The organism is Caballeronia sp. S22 (assembly GCF_964261745.1).
Taxonomy (GTDB): Bacteria; Pseudomonadota; Gammaproteobacteria; order Burkholderiales; family Burkholderiaceae; genus Caballeronia; species Caballeronia jiangsuensis.
The window spans coordinates 2,701,634-2,718,947 of the sequence record NZ_OZ180035.1 but is presented as its reverse complement, the minus strand read 5'-3'; the positions used below and the strand labels follow the sequence as shown (position 1 = coordinate 2,718,947).

Sequence of the window (17,314 nt, the reverse complement as noted above, 5' to 3'; positions counted from 1 at the left end):
GCGGGATGTCACTCCCTCTGGAAGATGCAGTCATGCGCTTACCGTAAATCCGTCTCCGAGCTCCGCACCAAAATTACCGAAAGCCCGAAGCCCGCGCTATGAAAATCAACGGAACCGTCAGTGAAATTGAAGTAATAAAACGTGCCCGGCATGGCTGCTGTCGAGGTCCAGAAATTTGCGCCTTCGCCGAAGTCGGACAGCGCGATACCGGGAAACGCTCTGGTATCGATCTTGGGACCGTTGCATGTGTGCATGCGAAGCGTGCCCAGTTCACGGCCGGTGGGTATGCGCCATCCTGGACCTGCCCGTTGCGCCGCCTGCCGCGCCTCGTTCTGACTCAAACCTGTTGGCCGGCCCGTGCATTGTTGCCCGTCTTTCCTCCATTTCCTGCCGACAGCACATCGTTTCCAGGTCAGGCCGGTTTTTCGGTTGATCGCCACATCGCCTTGCAACACGAGATCTCTATCTAAGCCGCGAATGCAGGCAGCCATGCCCCCGGACGATGTCAGAAATGACAAAAGGAATACCAACGACAAGCACCATCTCATTTTTGCGGTCTTCATCCTGCTTGCTTCATTTCAAAGGTGAGAACAGCCTGCCGGCACGTGCGTCGTGCATGATCGCGTAGATAAGCGGGTCGTTTGTGACGCGAATGCGGCCAGTTTGTACGAGCCTGTGTCCGACCAAGGTCGCGCCACGGACAAACTGACAGTTGTCAAAGCAACTCAATGTTCCGCTGCTCGCGCCATCCTGATATCGGACGATCGGTTCCCCGTCCTTGTTCGTGCCCATGTACCAGACCAGAACTAGGTCTTGGGTTTCGCCTTTGTCCGCGGGCACTTTCGCATACTCGAACGCATCGTCCTTCCGACCGACGTAATAATGATCGGGCATCGACGATAGCGATGCGCGCTCCGGAGACGATCGTTCGACTGCAGGGTTCGCAAGTGCCGTGCGTGCAACGAACAGCGCTGAAAGCACCACCAGCCGGAGCGTCGGAACGCGAGGAAGCAGGCTCATGTGTCGACACATCACATGCGAGCTTGCTGTCGACGCGGATTGCCATCGAGGCTCCTGGCATCGAGATCGATATGCTCAGCCCGAGCAAATTCCTCCATGGTTCGCCACTTCACGACCCCGTTGGGCAATCCGTAAGCGAGTTCGTTGTCTTTCGGCGCGTCGTAGGTATCCGGCGTGCTCGAAAAGCGCGTCTTCCGCCATGCCAGTGCGACGAGCTGTTTTCCTCCCCCTGGCTGCACTTTGAATACGCGCATCCATACGGGATGCTCGTCGAGCGTGGATACGTCGGAGCTTTCGTCATCGTGCATGGCGGAGGCTCGCGTCCAGCCGACAATAATGGTCCTCACGGTCCTTCCGGTTCGATCCAGTTGCTCCTGCCGGCGGACCCGTTTGCCCAGCAGTTCGAAGCGGGACACCGGTATGTGCGAGCCGGCCAGAAAGTATTCCGCGACTACCCAGTCCCCACCCGAGGAAACGATAGGCACGTCCCGGCGGCGGGCATAAGCATAAATTTCGGTCAGGTGCGACAGTAGCGTCTGCGGAACCTGAGCACTGGGAAAGGAGTAGCGGGCCGGCTTGAAGTCGCCAGTTTCGGAAGCGATCGAGTTGGCGACATTCATATCGAGCTTCAACTCCTGAGGTTGCAAACTGATCGAGATGAGCCGCCCGTGTGCGACGCGCGCGACATAGGACGGATGCGACGATTGAACCGTCCTGATCGATTGCGCGGTCGACGTCGAAGGTGCAGCGCCAGCATGTTTCGATAGGGCGATGAATGCGACCGCAAGCAACAGCGCCTTGAGCCAGAATTTCATTTTTCGGAATCCTCAATTACTGGAAGGTGAACGATATATCGTTCTGTGGCGGAAGAGCAGCGATTTCCCATCGCGTACTTGACTTCCTCGATGCCGCTGTTGCCTGCTTGGCACAACCATTTGATTGCCTCCCGGCAATTCACGGATGTGCCGGATCCGTTCGCATACAGATAGGCAACGATCATCGCGGCTTCCACGTCACCATGTTCGGCGGCGCTCAGGAACCAGGCGAATGCTCTCGTCGAATCTTTGGCGGCGCGCTTGCCTGTCAGGTATGCCGCTCCGATATCGAATCGCACGTCGTTCGTCATCGGTCGATCCGTCTGCTCTTCATGCGGAGCAGCGTCGCTGTCAGTGCGCGGCCTTTTCTCGTTGGAGCGAAACGCGACCGCGTTTTCGATGTCAGTCCAAGTGACGATGTTTTGCGGTACCCCACTTTCGGACGCACATGAGGCCGGTCGAGCCAAGGCTTCCTGGCGCAAGTTCAGAAGCATCAAGCAGAGCACGGCGTGCAGTAACGTGCGCAAGATCGAGGTCAGGTTTGACGCGGGCGAGCGAATCATTTCAAGTCTGCGACGAAAAGCTTCCGGTACATGTGCCGGGCCGCTGGAAGACATGACTTCAGCTCTTCGATCATGTTGCGCGCGACGATGCGCTTCGTGTGCACGAACGCCTGTGGCGAATAGCCGGCGAGCCGCTGCGCCCAGTGCAGCGCTGTGGACGTTAGATCCTGGTCACGCACTGCCGAATTGATAAGGTTGTACTGCATTGCGGTAATCGCGCCAATTTCCCGGCAGCCGTAGATCATTTCGGTGGCCACGCCGTACGAGGCAAAGTGTCTAAGAATAGTCGCGCCTACCGCACACCCCGAGCCGTGCGTGAGTTCCGGTTCACCGAAACGCGCGCCGTATGCGGCGACTCGAACGTCGCAGAGCAGAGCAAGCTGCAGGCCTTGCCCTTTAACCTCGCCTTGAGCGGCCGCGACGATGGGTTTCGGACAATTCAGCAGCGCAAGGAAGAGCGTGATGATGCTGTCCAGCCAGGCGTCAATATCGGCTTCGCAGCGGATCCTGCAGACATCGCGGATGTCTCCGCCGCCGCAGAACGACGCCCCGTCGGGACCTGAAAGGATCAGTGACGAAACGTCGGAATCGCGGCTTGCAGCCTCGATTGCGCGGACGGTTCTCAGGCGTGCATCGATATCCAGGAAGTTGGCGGGGGTGGAGCCATCCAGCGTCAACTGAACGACCTTCGAAGAAGGATGTTCGACGTGAACGAGATTCTCGGTGAAGCTGATTGTTTCCACAGTCTCCTCCAGACTGACGAGTCTCCGCGTGAACGTAGCCTATCAGGCAACATGCACCGGATTGTCGAATGCAAGGCGAAAATATACTTCGGATGACAAAATAATGCAGCGTTGCATCCAAACGGGATGAACGCTGCAGGTGGGGGATTGAATGCTTAACGCGTCAGACCAGACAGACCCTTAACCGAGAGCGACGTCGCGAACCGGTCCGCCCGTGGCCGTCTCTGCCGTTTGTCCGCGCCATAGGACGCGTTCAATGGCCGGATCGTTGAACTCCTCACGTTCGTGAATGCTTCGACGGTTGTCGGCGATCAGCAAATCACCTTCTGTCCAGTAGTGTGTGTAGGTATAACGCGGATTTTTGAAGAAGTTCGACAACTCAGTGAAAAACTTCTGCGTTTCATACGTCGAGAATCCGACGATGCGCGGTTCCCAGCTCGCCGGTTGGCCCTCGTCGAAGGGGAAATAAAGCAGCATCTTCCTCACCCATCCAAGGTCGGTAAAGACTGGCACCTTGAACCACCCATCCGGCGAAACGTCTACGTAGTAGCCACGCTCGGTCACGCGCACTTCGAACGTCTCGTTTTCGAGTACGTCGCGCAGGTGGGTCGGCATCTCCTCCACGGCGAGAACGTGATCCGTCACGAGTGTCGCGCCGCGGAATTTCATATTCTTGATGCGTGCGCCATAGAGGAAGACAAGATCGACCTGACTCAGCAGCAGACCGCCGTCCGCGTGGTAAGGCAACTGACCGCGTCCGGTGACGATCTTCTTCTTGTCGCCGTCGAGCTCGAGGGTGTCCCGATAGCCGTAGCCGACCTTTTCACGCTCATTCACGTACGCGATGATATTGCCGTAAGCCGAATACAGCTTCAGGAAATCCTGCTTTTGAAGGTCGAGACCCCTGATCAGCGCAAATCCCTTTTCTTTCAGGATCTCCTTGATGTCCCGGGGATCGGCACCGAGAAAGGCGTCCCGGTTCATCAACGCACCGAATCCCGAAGGCAACAGCGATTCCTTTTCGTAAAGACGTACACGTCTATCCATTTGCTTCTCCTTTATTGAGGCGAAAAAGTACTTCGGTAGAATTCCATCGACCGCGACGCTGCGCCGCCGTGGTCGCGGATGAGCAACCGCAACTACGTGGTGTAGTGGCTGTTCAACTCGACATATGCGGGCGACAGATCGCATCCCAGCACCTCGGCGCGACCACTTCCGACGGCGAGGTCCACGTGGATATCGAGGTAGCGCGAGGCTTTCATGGCGTCGCGTACAGCCCGAACACGCTCTTCGCCTGACGACGGATAGACACTGATGCCGCAGATCGAAATGCGCGTGCGCTCCGGATCGATGAGGTATGAGCGATTACATTTGCCGATGGCCATCGCGACTCTGCCCCAGTTGGGGTCGTTGCCGTGAATGGCGGTTTTGACAAGCGGAGAGTTGGCGATTGACTTGGCCACCGCCTTGGCGACAGCATCCGATTCCCCATGTTCGACGATCACCTTGAAGATCTTTGTGACGCCCTCACCGTCGCCCATGACCATCATCGCGAGGTGCGACGCCGCATCGAGCAGTGCCTCCGTGAAGGCATACGGGTCGACCGGACCGGCAAGTCCGTTGGCGAAGATCGCGCAACTGTCGCTCGTCGACGTATCCGAATCGACCGTGATGCAGTTGAACGTTTTGTCCATGACCGCGACAAGAGTCGACTGCAACGCGGGTTGAGCGATCGCCGCGTCGGTAAAGAAGTACACGAGTAGCGTCGCCATGTCCGGCTCGATCATGCCGACGCCCTTCGCAATTCCGACGAGCACGCTGTTCCCGACCGGAATGCAAACCGCCTTTGCGGTCGTGTCGGTGGTCATGATCGTTTCGGCAAAGGCGCGAAAGTCCGCTGGCGCTGTCATTTGATCCCGATCGGACGGCAGTACCTGCGCAATCCTGTCGACAGGCAATCGCCTTCCGATGACGCCGGTCGCCGCGCATTGCACTTCATCGGGCGCAACGGCGAGTTGTTCGGACAAACGCCGAACAAGTGCCTCCAGGTCTGCCACGCCCTGCGGGCCAGTCGCGACGTTGGCGTTTTTGGAAACGACGAGCAGCGCGCGCGCCGAGCCATGAACCAGTTGCTTACGCGACGCTCGCACCGCCGGACTGGCAAAGTGATTCCTGGTATAGACGCCGGCCACTGTGCAAGGGACATCGCAGAACATGACGGCGACGTCGCGCGACGCGTCCTTGATACCAGCGGAGGCGACGAATGTTCTGAAGCCGCGCGGCGTCGGCGAGACGCCGTTCAATGGCAGCGAAACGAAATCACGGTCTTTCATCAGGCACCCACGCTCACGTCGTTTTCACCGAGCACTCGCGCGAAATGTGCATGCGGGCTACGCGCCGCGAAGGCGGCCTTATGAACGCGTTTGGATGCAGCGGCGGACTGCAGCAGCACGTCGCGCATGCTTTGCACGATGGTCTGCTTGGTCGCTCGATAGGGCACCTGCGGATAGGCTGCCAACTCTTCTGCCCGAGCTATGGCGTCGCGCAGCAATTGTTCCGGTGTCGACAGCCGGTTGACGATGCCATATGTCATGGCTTTTTCCACATCAATTGATTCGCAAGCGAACACGATTTCCTGCATAGCCACGTAGCCAATGGCGTGCCGCAGGATCGCCGCGCCAACCGAACAGCCAATACCGTGCCGCAACTCCGGCATGCGGAACTCCGCCGACGTGGCGGCTTGCCGCCAGTCGAACATCAACGCGAACTGAAATCCCATGCCGATGGCGTAACCATCGATTGCTGCGACGGTGGGTTTGTCGACAAGCAGCACACTCGAATACAGGTCGGTGATTCTATCGATCCAGCGATCGACTTCGACGCCGCCCTTCATTAGTTTGACTTCGTTGAAGTCACCGCCTGCACTGAAGGAGCGGTCCGGACCGCCCGTCACGACGACAGCGCTAACAGACGGGTCCGTATTCGCTCGTGCGAGCGCACTCTTGATGCTGTTTTCGAGTTCCGCGCTGAAGGGATTCATTCGGCTTGAGTGATTCAGCGTCACGACGCGGACTGCTCGTACGTCGGTTTCTACGACCAGCGACATCGGCCTTCTCCTGTTGAAATGCCGTTAATGCGTGTGCGAATCTGCGTTGGGCAGCGATTCTTCGCCGGACAGATAGGCCCGGTACTTTCGATAGGTGTATTTCGTCTTTGCGGCGTAGTCGGTGGTGTCGACGCCGATGTGAGCCGCGAAGATGCTGTTGACCGAAGACCCTTCATGGATTCCGATCTTGCGTCGCCAGACGATCTCGTCAGGAAGCAGTGCGTTCTCGGCGGCGCATTCGCGCAGCATGACCTTGACTTCGTCGTCCGAGATCTTCATTTCCGGCGCGAGATTGAGCGCGAATGTCATGAGACGCGTCGTCCAGAACGGGTGGTGCACCTCGAGCCCGTATCGATTGGCCCCGAATTGCGAAAACTCACCCGTCCAGCGGGTCCGGTAGATCTGCCGCCATAGTTCGGCGTTCGCGTCATTGGGCGCGCTTCCGGCCTTGAGTACGCCGCCGAACAGCAGATCGGAGCCGTAGCCTGTGACGACCCGGCCGCCCGTGCCTTCCAGCGACCGGTACAGGCACAGGAGACTGGCCTGGATCTCGGCCGACAAACCGTCGAATATCTCGTTGTAGTAGATGGCTTCGTGGGCGCCCCGGAGAATTGCATCGTCTCCAAAGGTCAACTCGCGATGCGTGGTGGCGACGTGACGCGCGACCGTCTGCGCAAACGGAAATTCGTTGCTGGTTCCGCTTCCGATCGCGAACGTGCCGATGTCCGGTCGATGGCGTGTGGCGATGGCCGTGACCATGCTCGAGTCCAAGCCGCCCGAGAGGGGAATCGAAACCGGCCCGCTGGCACCCGTAACGTGCCTCACCGAACCGGAAAGCAGAGAATAGGTCAGCTGTCGCGCGTGTTCGCGTTTGATGCGCTGGGGTGTCGCGAGCCTTAGCGTCAGATATTGGCGTGCGTTGATGATCGAATGACCACGTGCGTCGAAACCGAATGAGCAGACGGACCCTGCGCGGATGCGTTCCGCGTTGCGAATTGGCAGAAACGTGTCCGCCCGGTCGTCGTGCGCGATGACCTCATTCTCGGGCAGGAAGTCGAATTCGCCAGGCCCGCATAAACCGACATTCTTGAGTTCGGACGTCACCCACAAGGCGCGGCCGCGCACGACGTGAACGGGTTGCAGGCCGAGTGCGTCCGTGGCGACCGTCAGTTTGCCCCGAGGCCCGAAAGTCAGGAGGGTGAAGGGGCCTTCGACCAGCGAAAGAATAGCGTCGCCGTAGGCTTCGACAAGGATTACAAGCAACTGAACCACGTTCGCCGATAGCGCTTCTGCCGTCACCAGGTTCGCAAGCGAGCGCAATTCATCCGCGTTGGTGGGTCGGCCGATAAGTACGTGAGTCTGATTATTTTCGACATGCATAATCTCCGATTGATGAGTGCCGCTCCATTTTTTAAACCAGAATTGCCAGCCTGAAATCTCGAGCAAATCTCCTTGGCAACGTAAATCCGCGAGAGAAGCCGTAAGCGGCCGGGCCGCATTGGGAGTGGCGACAAACGAGAACGTCATGATATTAGTTAGTTGAGCGCTTGCACGCGGAACAAGTCGTTATAGAAGCGCGGTTATGATCGTTGATGAGGGAATAACTTGAGCATTACTTAGCGTCATTCACCTGTCGAACAGAATCGGCTGCGAATTTAAAGCGATAACCGCTGGCGAGCCTACGAGAGGCAGCAGAACTCAGTCGATGTCGACGACGCGAGTGTCGTAACTGTGGTGCACGCCCGAATCAACAGGGTTGCCCGATTCCTCTATAGGTCATGTAGCCTCAGCGCGAATGCATTGGAAAATAATTTCTTGCGTTCGCCTGATTGCCCGTGTGCCCCCGGGTATTGCCGACGTCAATCAGCATGGAATGTCTCATTTTGGCTCTCTAGAACGCTCTAATAAGGCTTTTTTGATGGCATGTCGATGAGGCGTTTCACATCGCATGCGTTTGGTGCAGTTAATTAAAGCATGACTCACTACGTCGAAAAGTAGTTTTGGCTTGCAAAATTTTGTATTTGCACGAGGCCGAGACCATTTCTGCGGATTGGATTAATTCCAAGATGAGTATGCTGCCAAAAAGCTTATTTTTAAGCGGCATTTCCTAATCGCATTTGATCGATATTTAGCCTGAGCGATAATATGAAAATAATTGGCAGATAATGAATATTTGATTTCAAAGCGTTAGCTGCTCCTTCCAACGCGGTACGCCGATTGCTTCCCCGCCACACACCAAAAGGGTTTTCCCGACCGTTACCGGCCGTTTGCGCGTCGCAACATCGAAACCTGTGCCGATGCCTTGACACGATCACGCGCAGCGCCGATCATTCGATCAAACAGAGAGCAATTGTTCATTCGCAGAGCGTTCGCTCACGCGAGTGACGATTCGAAGAATCGGAGACATCGGTGAGACTGAAAGACAAGGTCGCGATCATCACGGGTGCGGCGAGCGGCATCGGCGAGGCGGTCGCGCGGCGCTATCTGGAGGAAGGTGCGCAGGTCGTCGTCGTCGACGTGAAAGACGAGCACGACATGGCCCAGCGCTTCGCGGATGTCTCCGCGCGCGTGCTCGCGCTCAAGGCCGACGTCACACAGCGCGAAGACATAGAACGCATCGTGGCGCGCAGCGTCGAGCGTTTCGGCGGCATCGACATCCTCTTCAACAACGCGGCGCTCTTCGACATGCGCCCGATCCTCGATGAATCCTGGGACGTCTATGACCGCCTCTTCGCGGTCAACGTCAAGGGCATGTTCTTTCTCATGCAGGCGGTCGCGAAACGCATGGTCGAGCAGGGCCGCGGCGGCAAGATCATCAACATGTCGTCGCAAGCGGGACGGCGCGGCGAAGCGCTCGTGTCGCACTACTGCGCGACCAAGGCGGCGGTCATCAGCTATACGCAATCGGCGGCGCTCGCGCTTGCGAAAGAGCGCATCAACGTGAACGGCATCGCGCCCGGCGTCGTCGATACACCGATGTGGAAGGAAGTCGACGCGCTCTTCGCGCGCTACGAGAACCGTCCGCTCGGCGAGAAGAAGCGGCTCGTCGGCGAGGAAGTGCCGCTCGGACGCATGGGCTTGCCCGCGGACCTGACAGGCGCGGCGCTCTTTCTGGCGTCAGCGGATTCGGATTACATCACCGCGCAGACGATCAACGTCGATGGCGGCAACTGGATGAGTTGACGCGGCTTGAAGCGCGGGAAGCACCGTCTATAGTGAAACGGCGTCGAGTCGAAGGCGCCAGGGTAACGAAGGCAGGCGCGGCAAGGAATAACCCGGCAACACGCGATCCCCGATCGCGCACCCTCAAAAGCAGGCAGCGGCATACACGGCGTTTGCGGTCATGCATCGACTGTCCGCTGTGCCCGTGCAAACAAAAAGGAGACGAACCCATATGAAACGCACTCAACGCATCGTTCGAGCACAACCGCGCGCGCGTCGCGCCCCGTTCGTGACCGGGGCGCTCACGGCCGCGCTGGCCGCGGCCGCGCTCGTGCCGCTGTCGGCGCATGCTGCGACCACCATCACGATCGCGACGTTGAACAACCCGGACATGATCGAGCTGAAGAAGCTCGCCCCTGCCTTCGAGAAGGCCAATCCGGACATCCAGCTCAAATGGGTGATTCTCGAAGAAAACGTGCTGCGCCAGCGCGCGACGACCGACATCACCACCAACAGCGGCCAGTTCGACGTGATCACCATCGGCACGTACGAGGCCCCGCAATGGGGCAAGCGCGGCTGGCTCTCGCCCATGACAGGCCTGCCCGCCAACTACGATCTCGACGATGTCGTGAAGACCGCGCGCGACGGCCTCTCGTCGGGCGGCGTGCTCTATGCGCTGCCGTTCTACGTCGAAAGCTCGATGACGTACTACCGCAAGGATCTGTTCCAGGCAGCCGGCCTGAAGATGCCCGACCAGCCGACCTACGACCAGATCAAGCAGTTCGCCGACAAGCTCACCGACAAGTCCAAAGGCCAGTACGGCATCTGCCTGCGCGGCAAGGCGGGCTGGGGCGAGAACATGGCGTTCGTGTCGACGGTCGTGAACACGTTCGGCGGCGAATGGTTCAACGAGAAGTGGCAGGCGCAGCTCGACACGCCCGAATGGAAGAAGGCCGTGGGTTTCTACGCGGACCTGCTGAAGAACGACGGGCCGCCGGGAGCGAGCTCGAACGGCTTCAACGAGAACCTCACGCTGATGTCGTCGGGCAAGTGCGCGATGTGGATCGACGCAACGGTCGCCGCGGGCATGCTCTACAACAAGTCGCAGTCGCAGGTGTCGGACAAGATCGGCTTCGCGGCCGCGCCGATCGCCGTCACGCCGAAGGGCTCGCACTGGCTGTGGTCGTGGTCGCTTGCGATCCCGAAGACGTCGAAGCAGCAGGACGCCGCGAAGAAATTCGCCGCGTGGGCGACGTCGAAGGAATACATCGAGATGGTCGGCAAGGACGAAGGCTGGGCGTCGGTGCCGCCGGGTACGCGCAAATCGACCTACGCGCGCCCCGAGTACAAACAGGCCGCGCCGTTCGGCGACTTCGTGCTGAAGGCGATCGAAACCGCGGACCCGAACGACGCGACGCTGCACAAGGTGCCGTATAGCGGCATCCAGTTCGTCGGCATTCCGGAGTTCCAGTCCTTCGGCACGGTGGTCGGCCAGTCGATCGCGGGTGTCGTCGCGGGTCAGACGAGCGTCGACAACGCGTTGAAGGCCGCGAATGCCGCCGCGGATCGCGCCGTGAAGCAGGCGGGCTATCAGAAGTAAATCTTCCGCAGCACACGGGCCGCGTCGCCTGATGCGGCCCGCCAGCATCATCATCGAGAGGTGAAACGATGAGTCAACTGAATCCCCCCATCACCGATCATCATCTGGAGGAGTCCGCCGCCGAACGCGACAAGCGGCGTGCGAAGTCGGTGCGATGGCTGATCTCGCCATCGACCGGACTGCTCTTTCTGTGGATGGCCATTCCGCTCGCGATGACGATCTGGTTTTCGTTCTCGCGCTATAACCTGCTGAACCCCGATGTCAAAGGCTTCGCGGGCTTCGACAATTTCGAGTTTCTCATTACCGATCCGGCGTTCGGCCCATCCATCGGCCATACGCTGACGCTGATCATTTCGGTGCTCGTCATCACGGTCGTGGGCGGCGTGCTGCTCGCCGTGCTGTTCGATCGCAAGTTCATCGGTCAGGGCATCGCGCGTCTGCTCGTGATCGCGCCGTTCTTCGTGATGCCGACGGTCTCCGCGCTCATCTGGAAGAACATGATCCTGCATCCGGTGTACGGCCTCATCGCCAGCCTGATGCGCTCGATGGGCATGCAGCCGATCGACTGGTTCGCCGAGTATCCGCTGTTCGCGGTGATCGTGATCGTTGCGTGGCAATGGCTGCCGTTCGCGTTCCTGATTCTATTCACGGCGATTCAATCGCTCGATCAGGAGCAGAAGGAAGCGGCGCGCATCGACGGGGCGGGTCCGTTCGCGATGTTCTTCTTCATCACGCTGCCGCACCTGAAGCGCGCAGTCGCCGTGGTCGTGATGATGGAAACCATCTTCCTGCTGTCGATCTTCGCGGAAATCTACACGACGACGGGCGGTGGCCCCGGCACCGCGACGACCAACCTGTCGTACCTGATCTACGCACTCGGCCTGCAGCAGTTCGACGTCGGTCTCGCATCGGCGGGCGGCATTCTCGCGGTCATTCTCGCCAACATCGTCGCGTTCTTCCTCGTGAGAATGCTCGCGAAGAACCTCAAAGGGGAGTACGAGTCATGAGCACTCAAACCGTTACGGGAGCGCCGCGGACCACCGCGCTCGGTCACGCGAAGAACATCGTGCCCGGCATCGTCGCGTGGCTCTTTTCGATCCTGCTGTTCTTCCCGATCTTCTGGATGACGATCACCGCGTTCAAGACCGAGCAGCAGGCGTATTCGTCGTCGTTGTTCTTCACGCCGACGCTCGATAGCTTCCGCGAGGTGTTCGCGCGCAGCAACTACTTCGGCTTCGCGTGGAACTCGGTGCTGATCTCGGTGGGCGTCACGCTGCTCTGTCTGATCCTCGCCGTGCCGTGCGCCTACGCGATGGCCTTTTTCCCGACCAGGAAGACGCAGTCGGTGCTCCTGTGGATGCTGTCCACGAAGATGATGCCGTCGGTCGGCGTGCTCGTGCCGATCTATCTCCTGTGGAAGAACACGGGCCTGCTCGACACCGTGTCCGGGCTCATCATCGTGTACACGCTGATCAACCTGCCGATTGCCGTGTGGATGGCCTACACGTACTTCAACGAAGTGCCGAAGGACATTCTCGAAGCCGGCCGTATCGACGGCGCGACGACGTGGCAGGAGATCGTCTATCTGCTGATGCCGATGGCATTGCCCGGGCTCGCATCGACGGGTCTGTTGCTCATCATCCTGTCGTGGAACGAGGCGTTCTGGAGCATCAACCTGTCGAGTTCGAACGCGGCGCCGCTGACGGTGTTCATCGCATCGTATTCGAGTCCGGAGGGTCTCTTCTGGGCGAAGCTCTCGGCGGCTTCGCTGCTCGCGGTCGCGCCGATTCTGATCGTCGGCTGGGTCTCGCAGAAGCAACTGGTGCGCGGCCTCACGTTTGGCGCGGTGAAGTGAGGATGCGAGCGTGAACCTCACTCCATCCCACGAGGCCAATCTCGAAGACCGCCTGCTGATCTGCGATTGCGACGGCGTGCTGATCGACAGCGAAGCGGTGGCGGCGCGCATGCTCGTCACCGAGCTGGAGGCGCTGTGGCCGGGCGTCGATGTCGAGCCGGTCGTGATGCCGCTGCTCGGCCTGCGCATCGAGGCGGTGCTCGCGAGCGCCGCCGACACGGTGAATCGCACGCTGACGCACGATCAGGTCGTCGCGATCCGGCGCGCCGTCGAAGTGGCCGCGATCGAGGCGCCGACGGTGCCGGGCATTGCCGAGGCGCTCGCGGCCGTGCCGTTCACCAAGGCGTGCGCGAGCAACAGCTTTTCGACCTATGTCGATGCCGTGCTGAAACGCACGGGCCTCCTGCGCTTCTTCGGCGAGCGGCGTTTTTGCGCGGACATGGTCGCGAATCCGAAGCCCGCGCCCGACGTCTATCTCGCGGCGGCGCGCGCGATGCGCATCGATCCGCTGCGTTGCCTCGTCGTCGAAGACAGCGTGACCGGCGTGACGGCGGCGAAGGCGGCGGGCATGCCGGTGCTCGGCTTCATCGGCGGCGGGCACGCGACCGAAGGACAGATCGGCGCGCTCGAAAGAGCGGGCGCGCACAAGGTATTCGACGACATGACGCGCTTGCCTGCGCTCGTCGAGCAATGGCTGCAGAACGCGACGTTCGAACTCAGATAGCGACAAGCGCTCGGCGCATCGCTAATGAAGACTGGAGACACACACCATGGCTAGCCTGACACTTCGCAACATCAGCAAGCGTTATGAAGAAACCGAGGTGATGCGCAACATCAACCTCGATATCAACGACGGCGAGTTCGTCGTGTTCGTCGGCCCGTCGGGCTGCGGCAAGTCGACGTTGATGCGCATGATCGCGGGTCTGGAGGACATCAGCGGCGGCGACCTGATGATCGACAACGCGCGCGTCAACGAATTGGCGCCCGCGAAGCGCGGCATCGCGATGGTGTTCCAGTCGTACGCGCTGTATCCGCACATGACGCTGTACGACAACATGGCGTTCGGCCTCAAGCTCGCGGGCGAGAAGAAGCCCGCGATCGACGCCGCCGTGAAGAACGCCGCGAAGATTCTGCACATTGACCATCTGCTCGATCGCAAGCCGAAGCAGTTGTCCGGCGGCCAGCGACAGCGCGTGGCGATCGGGCGCGCGATCACGCGCAAGCCGAAGGTGTTTCTGTTCGACGAGCCGCTCTCGAACCTCGACGCCGCGCTGCGCGTGAAGATGCGCCTCGAATTCGCGCGCCTGCACGACGACCTCAAGACGACGATGATCTATGTGACGCACGATCAGGTCGAGGCGATGACGCTCGCGGACAAGATCGTCGTGCTGTCGGCGGGGAACATCGAGCAGGTCGGCACGCCGAACACGCTGTATCACGCGCCGGCGAACCGTTTCGTCGCGGGCTTCATCGGCTCGCCGAAAATGAACTTCCTGTCGGGCACGGTCGCGCAGATCCAGAACGACGGCGTGCTCGTGAAGTACGCGACGGGCGAGACGCAACTCGTCGGCGTGCTGCCCGGCAATGCGAAGCCGGGCGACGCGGTGACGGTCGGCGTTCGTCCCGAGCACTTGCAGCCGACCTCGCCGGGGTCGGGCGATTACGGCATCTCCGCATCGGCGATGACGGTCGAAACGCTCGGCGACGCGGCGTATCTTTATGCTGAAACGGACGTCGCGCCGGACGGGCTGATCTCGCGCATTCCGCCGCTCGAGAAGCACGCACGCGGCGAGAAGCTGAAACTCGGCACGGCGCCGGAGCATTGCCATCTGTTCAATGCGGAAGGGCAGGCGTTCACGCGCAGGATCGTCGATGCGTGGCTGCGGGAGCACGCGACGGCAGCGTGATGCTCAACTGATCGCACACGAGCGGCGTCGTTCGAAAGAGCGGCGCCGTTGTTTTTTGCACGACTCGCACACGCGCGATAATCTCTCTTTCGACCCGCCACACTCGATGGCCGGCGCCGACTCCACACGATATCGCCATGCCCGTCCTGAACGAACTCTTCGTCTATCCGATCAAGTCCTGCGCCGGCATTTCGCTGCGCCGCGCGATGCTCCTCGACACGGGTCTCGAATACGACCGTCACTGGATGGTGACCGATCCGGCTGGCGCGATGTTCACGCAACGTTCGCATCCGCGCATGGCGCTGATCAAAACCGCGTTCGATGGCGACGATCTCGTCATCGACGCGCCCGGCATGCCGGCGCTTCGCACGCCGCTCTCGGCCGAAGCGCTCATCGATGCGCGGCCGATCCGCGCGACCGTATGGCGCGATACCGTCGCTGCACTCGACACCGGCGAACATGCCGCGCAATGGTTCAGCGAGTTTCTCGGCATTCCCGCGCTGCTCGTGCGGTTTTCGCCGTCCTCGCGTCGCGATGTCAGCGACGAATGGACCGCGCCGCACAGCACGCATACGCGTTTCGCGGATCAGTTTCCGCTGCTGGTGGTCGGCCAGGCATCGCTCGACGATCTCAACGCGCGTCTGTCGGTGAAGGGCGCGCCGGGCATCGGGGCCAATCGCTTCCGGCCGAATCTCGTGATCGGCGGGCTCGATGCGTACGAAGAGGATTTTGTCGGCGACATGCAGATTCGCGTGCCGGGACGCGACGTGCAACTGCGGCTCGTGAAGCTCTGCACGCGCTGTCCGATTCCATCGATCGATCAGGACACGGGCGCGCACGATCCGTCATGGCCGCACGAGCCGCTCGACACGATGAGCGCGTATCGCGGCAGCGATCAGTTCGACGGCGCGCTCACCTTCGGCAAGAACGCGATCGTCCTGAAAGGCGAGGGTGTCGCGCTGGAGGTCGGGCAGGAAGTGGAAGCGGAAATCGACTTCTGACGATTCACGCGTCGAGCGCGGCTTTCGCGCACAACTCATCCGTCACGAGCCCCGACAACCATTTCCCCTTCAACGCAGCGATCAGCGCTTCGCGCTTGCGCTCGCCGCCCGCGAAGCCGATGGTCGGGCGTTTGGGCGGTGTATCGAGCTTGAGGCTCGTCACGCGCGCGCCGGTTTTCGATGTCACGCGCTTGCCGTGCGCATCGATCGGCAGGCCGAGCCATTCGGCCACGGCGCCCGCCGACATCAATTCGTCGACTTCCGTGCGCGTGATGAAGCCGTCCTGGTGGAGCGGGCAGTTCACGCCCACGTTGCCAATGCCGACGAACGCCACATCCGCCTGCTGCGCGAGTTCGCTGACGATGCGATACAGCCGGTGATTGACCCACTGCGCGCGTTCGGTTTCGCTGTCGGCCATGAGCGGCGCGGGTAGCATGAAGTGCTTGCCGCCGGTCTTTTCCGATAGCTGCTGCGCGACGTCGTAACGATTCGACGATCCGTCCTGCGCGATTGCGCCGACCATCGAGACGAAGCGATGCTGCGGCCGGTCGATCTGCCCGATCTGTGCGACGCAGGCCTTCAACGTGCGCCCGCTGCCGATCGACACGACGAGCGGTTTCTCTTCGAGCAGATAGCGCTCCATCACCTGCGCGCCCGCGACGGCGAGTTTGCGATCGACCTGTTCGGGCGCGTCGCCGTCGATGGGGACGACTTCGCACATCGCGAGACCGTAGCGGTCGCTGAGCGCTTTCGCGAGCGACAGACAGTCTGCGATGCGATGATCCACACGCACGCGGATCAGGTTCTTTTCGACCGCGAACGCGACGAGCCGCTGCGCCACCGGACGCGAGATCTGCAGCTTTTCCGCGATCTCGTTCTGGGTGTTGCCGGCGACGTAGTAGAGCCATGCTGCGCGCGTCGCGAGATCGAGTTTTTCGGTGGATTTGGGCACTGGTGGTCGAGTGTCTTGTCTTCTGCTTAAGTTGTAGTTCTTATTGGGGCATCGCGGGCCTGAAATCAGAACCACGAATCAAAACACGGCCCGCATGAAACAAAAAACGCTAGGCGGCTCGCGGCGGCATATGGGTCATATCCCCCCGTCCTGCGAGCAGCCCCTCCACGGAGATATCTTCGTCGATATCTTCCCAATGCAGGCCGGTGCCACTGAAGCTGATTTCGTATCGCTGCCGTTGATCCGGCGTGGCGTGAAGCAACCGGGGGAACCACGCGAGGGGAACGCCGAGCGTACGGCCATCCGAAAGTTCGACCCACATCGTGTAGTCGTCGAAGCGAACCTCTTTAGCCGAAGTACTCATTCCAAGCCCTCACAATTTCGTCACGACGACCTTCTACCACCAGCAACAGTTCAGAAAGTGTACGTCGATCGAAGCCAGCGCTGCTTGCTACGTGCACGTTCGGATCGAGCCAGAATTTGGCTTCGCCGTTCGCGCAGCTTGCGTGAATGTGCACCGGCTCACGCGGATTTCCCTCGTTGGAGAAGAAGTGAAATCGTACACCCTTGTATCGAAAAACCGTCGGCAT

The 17,314-nt window shown here is 60.3% G+C and carries 19 protein-coding genes; 7 read left to right on the top strand and 12 right to left on the bottom strand.

Annotation, left to right across the window (positions count from 1 at the left end):
- Positions 1 to 38: 38 nt before the first annotated feature.
- The 9 genes from ACEN42_RS12800 to ACEN42_RS12760 all read right to left on the bottom strand — a co-directional run bounded on the left by ACEN42_RS12800 (position 39) and on the right by ACEN42_RS12760 (position 7,693).
- Complete coding sequence (locus ACEN42_RS12800; RefSeq protein WP_371880132.1) at positions 39 to 563, bottom strand: DUF1566 domain-containing protein; 525 nt, start codon at positions 561 to 563, stop codon at positions 39 to 41.
- Between the two features lie 10 nt (positions 564 to 573).
- Complete coding sequence (locus tag ACEN42_RS12795; RefSeq protein ID WP_371880131.1) at positions 574 to 1,020, bottom strand: hypothetical protein; 447 nt, start codon at positions 1,018 to 1,020, stop codon at positions 574 to 576.
- An 11-nt stretch (positions 1,021 to 1,031) separates the two neighbouring features.
- Positions 1,032 to 1,835: a hypothetical protein gene (locus ACEN42_RS12790; RefSeq protein WP_371880130.1), complete on the bottom strand. Its 804-nt coding sequence runs from the start codon at positions 1,833 to 1,835 to the stop codon at positions 1,032 to 1,034.
- Entirely contained in the window at positions 1,832 to 2,398 is a 567-nt protein-coding gene (locus tag ACEN42_RS12785; RefSeq protein WP_371880129.1) for a tetratricopeptide repeat protein, read from the bottom strand. Before ACEN42_RS12785 ends, ACEN42_RS12790 begins: the two co-directional genes overlap by 4 nt.
- Positions 2,395 to 3,141 (bottom strand): enoyl-CoA hydratase/isomerase family protein, encoded by a 747-nt coding sequence (locus tag ACEN42_RS12780; RefSeq protein WP_238284835.1) that lies wholly within the window; start codon positions 3,139 to 3,141, stop codon positions 2,395 to 2,397. Before ACEN42_RS12780 ends, ACEN42_RS12785 begins: the two co-directional genes overlap by 4 nt.
- Before the next feature lie 180 nt (positions 3,142 to 3,321).
- Positions 3,322 to 4,188: a TauD/TfdA dioxygenase family protein gene (locus tag ACEN42_RS12775; RefSeq protein ID WP_371880128.1), complete on the bottom strand. Its 867-nt coding sequence runs from the start codon at positions 4,186 to 4,188 to the stop codon at positions 3,322 to 3,324.
- 92 nt (positions 4,189 to 4,280) lie between these two features.
- Positions 4,281 to 5,474 carry a bifunctional glutamate N-acetyltransferase/amino-acid acetyltransferase ArgJ gene (gene argJ, locus ACEN42_RS12770; RefSeq protein WP_371880127.1) on the bottom strand — a complete coding sequence of 398 codons (1,194 nt, stop codon included), beginning with the start codon at positions 5,472 to 5,474 and terminating at the stop codon, positions 4,281 to 4,283.
- The gene (locus ACEN42_RS12765) at positions 5,474 to 6,247 is read right to left on the bottom strand and encodes an enoyl-CoA hydratase/isomerase family protein (RefSeq protein WP_238284818.1); all 774 of its coding nucleotides are present in this window, start codon (positions 6,245 to 6,247) and stop codon (positions 5,474 to 5,476) included. The genes argJ and ACEN42_RS12765 overlap by 1 nt, the downstream gene beginning before the upstream one ends.
- 24 nt (positions 6,248 to 6,271) lie before the next feature.
- Complete coding sequence (locus tag ACEN42_RS12760) at positions 6,272 to 7,693, bottom strand: carbapenam-3-carboxylate synthase domain-containing protein (RefSeq protein ID WP_374191182.1); 1,422 nt, start codon at positions 7,691 to 7,693, stop codon at positions 6,272 to 6,274.
- Between the two features lie 963 nt (positions 7,694 to 8,656).
- Here ACEN42_RS12760 and ACEN42_RS12755 point away from each other — a divergent pair.
- The 7 genes from ACEN42_RS12755 to ACEN42_RS12725 all read left to right on the top strand — a co-directional run bounded on the left by ACEN42_RS12755 (position 8,657) and on the right by ACEN42_RS12725 (position 15,772).
- Positions 8,657 to 9,430 (top strand): L-iditol 2-dehydrogenase, encoded by a 774-nt coding sequence (locus tag ACEN42_RS12755; RefSeq protein ID WP_187607372.1) that lies wholly within the window; start codon positions 8,657 to 8,659, stop codon positions 9,428 to 9,430.
- Positions 9,431 to 9,641: 211 nt separating this feature from the next.
- Complete coding sequence (locus ACEN42_RS12750) at positions 9,642 to 11,009, top strand: sugar ABC transporter substrate-binding protein (RefSeq protein ID WP_187607371.1); 1,368 nt, start codon at positions 9,642 to 9,644, stop codon at positions 11,007 to 11,009.
- A gap of 68 nt (positions 11,010 to 11,077) precedes the next feature.
- The gene (locus tag ACEN42_RS12745; RefSeq protein WP_035497854.1) at positions 11,078 to 12,016 is read left to right on the top strand and encodes a carbohydrate ABC transporter permease; all 939 of its coding nucleotides are present in this window, start codon (positions 11,078 to 11,080) and stop codon (positions 12,014 to 12,016) included.
- Positions 12,017 to 12,072: 56 nt separating this feature from the next.
- Positions 12,073 to 12,864, top strand: coding sequence for a carbohydrate ABC transporter permease (locus ACEN42_RS12740; protein ID WP_371881123.1), 792 nt, complete (start codon positions 12,073 to 12,075; stop codon positions 12,862 to 12,864).
- A 10-nt stretch (positions 12,865 to 12,874) separates the two neighbouring features.
- Positions 12,875 to 13,588, top strand: coding sequence for an HAD family phosphatase (locus ACEN42_RS12735; RefSeq protein WP_371880126.1), 714 nt, complete (start codon positions 12,875 to 12,877; stop codon positions 13,586 to 13,588).
- A gap of 46 nt (positions 13,589 to 13,634) precedes the next feature.
- A complete protein-coding gene (locus ACEN42_RS12730; protein ID WP_187607369.1) occupies positions 13,635 to 14,771 on the top strand; it encodes an ABC transporter ATP-binding protein in 1,137 nt (378 codons plus the stop codon).
- 137 nt (positions 14,772 to 14,908) lie between these two features.
- Positions 14,909 to 15,772: an MOSC domain-containing protein gene (locus tag ACEN42_RS12725; protein WP_371880125.1), complete on the top strand. Its 864-nt coding sequence runs from the start codon at positions 14,909 to 14,911 to the stop codon at positions 15,770 to 15,772.
- A gap of 4 nt (positions 15,773 to 15,776) precedes the next feature.
- Here ACEN42_RS12725 and ACEN42_RS12720 read toward each other — a convergent pair whose 3' ends face one another.
- The 3 genes from ACEN42_RS12720 to ACEN42_RS12710 form a co-directional block, all read right to left on the bottom strand.
- Complete coding sequence (locus tag ACEN42_RS12720) at positions 15,777 to 16,724, bottom strand: sugar-binding transcriptional regulator (RefSeq protein WP_187607367.1); 948 nt, start codon at positions 16,722 to 16,724, stop codon at positions 15,777 to 15,779.
- Positions 16,725 to 16,833: 109 nt separating this feature from the next.
- A complete protein-coding gene (locus ACEN42_RS12715) occupies positions 16,834 to 17,088 on the bottom strand; it encodes a DUF2442 domain-containing protein (RefSeq protein WP_187607366.1) in 255 nt (84 codons plus the stop codon).
- Complete coding sequence (locus tag ACEN42_RS12710; RefSeq protein ID WP_187607365.1) at positions 17,072 to 17,314, bottom strand: DUF4160 domain-containing protein; 243 nt, start codon at positions 17,312 to 17,314, stop codon at positions 17,072 to 17,074. The genes ACEN42_RS12715 and ACEN42_RS12710 overlap by 17 nt, the downstream gene beginning before the upstream one ends.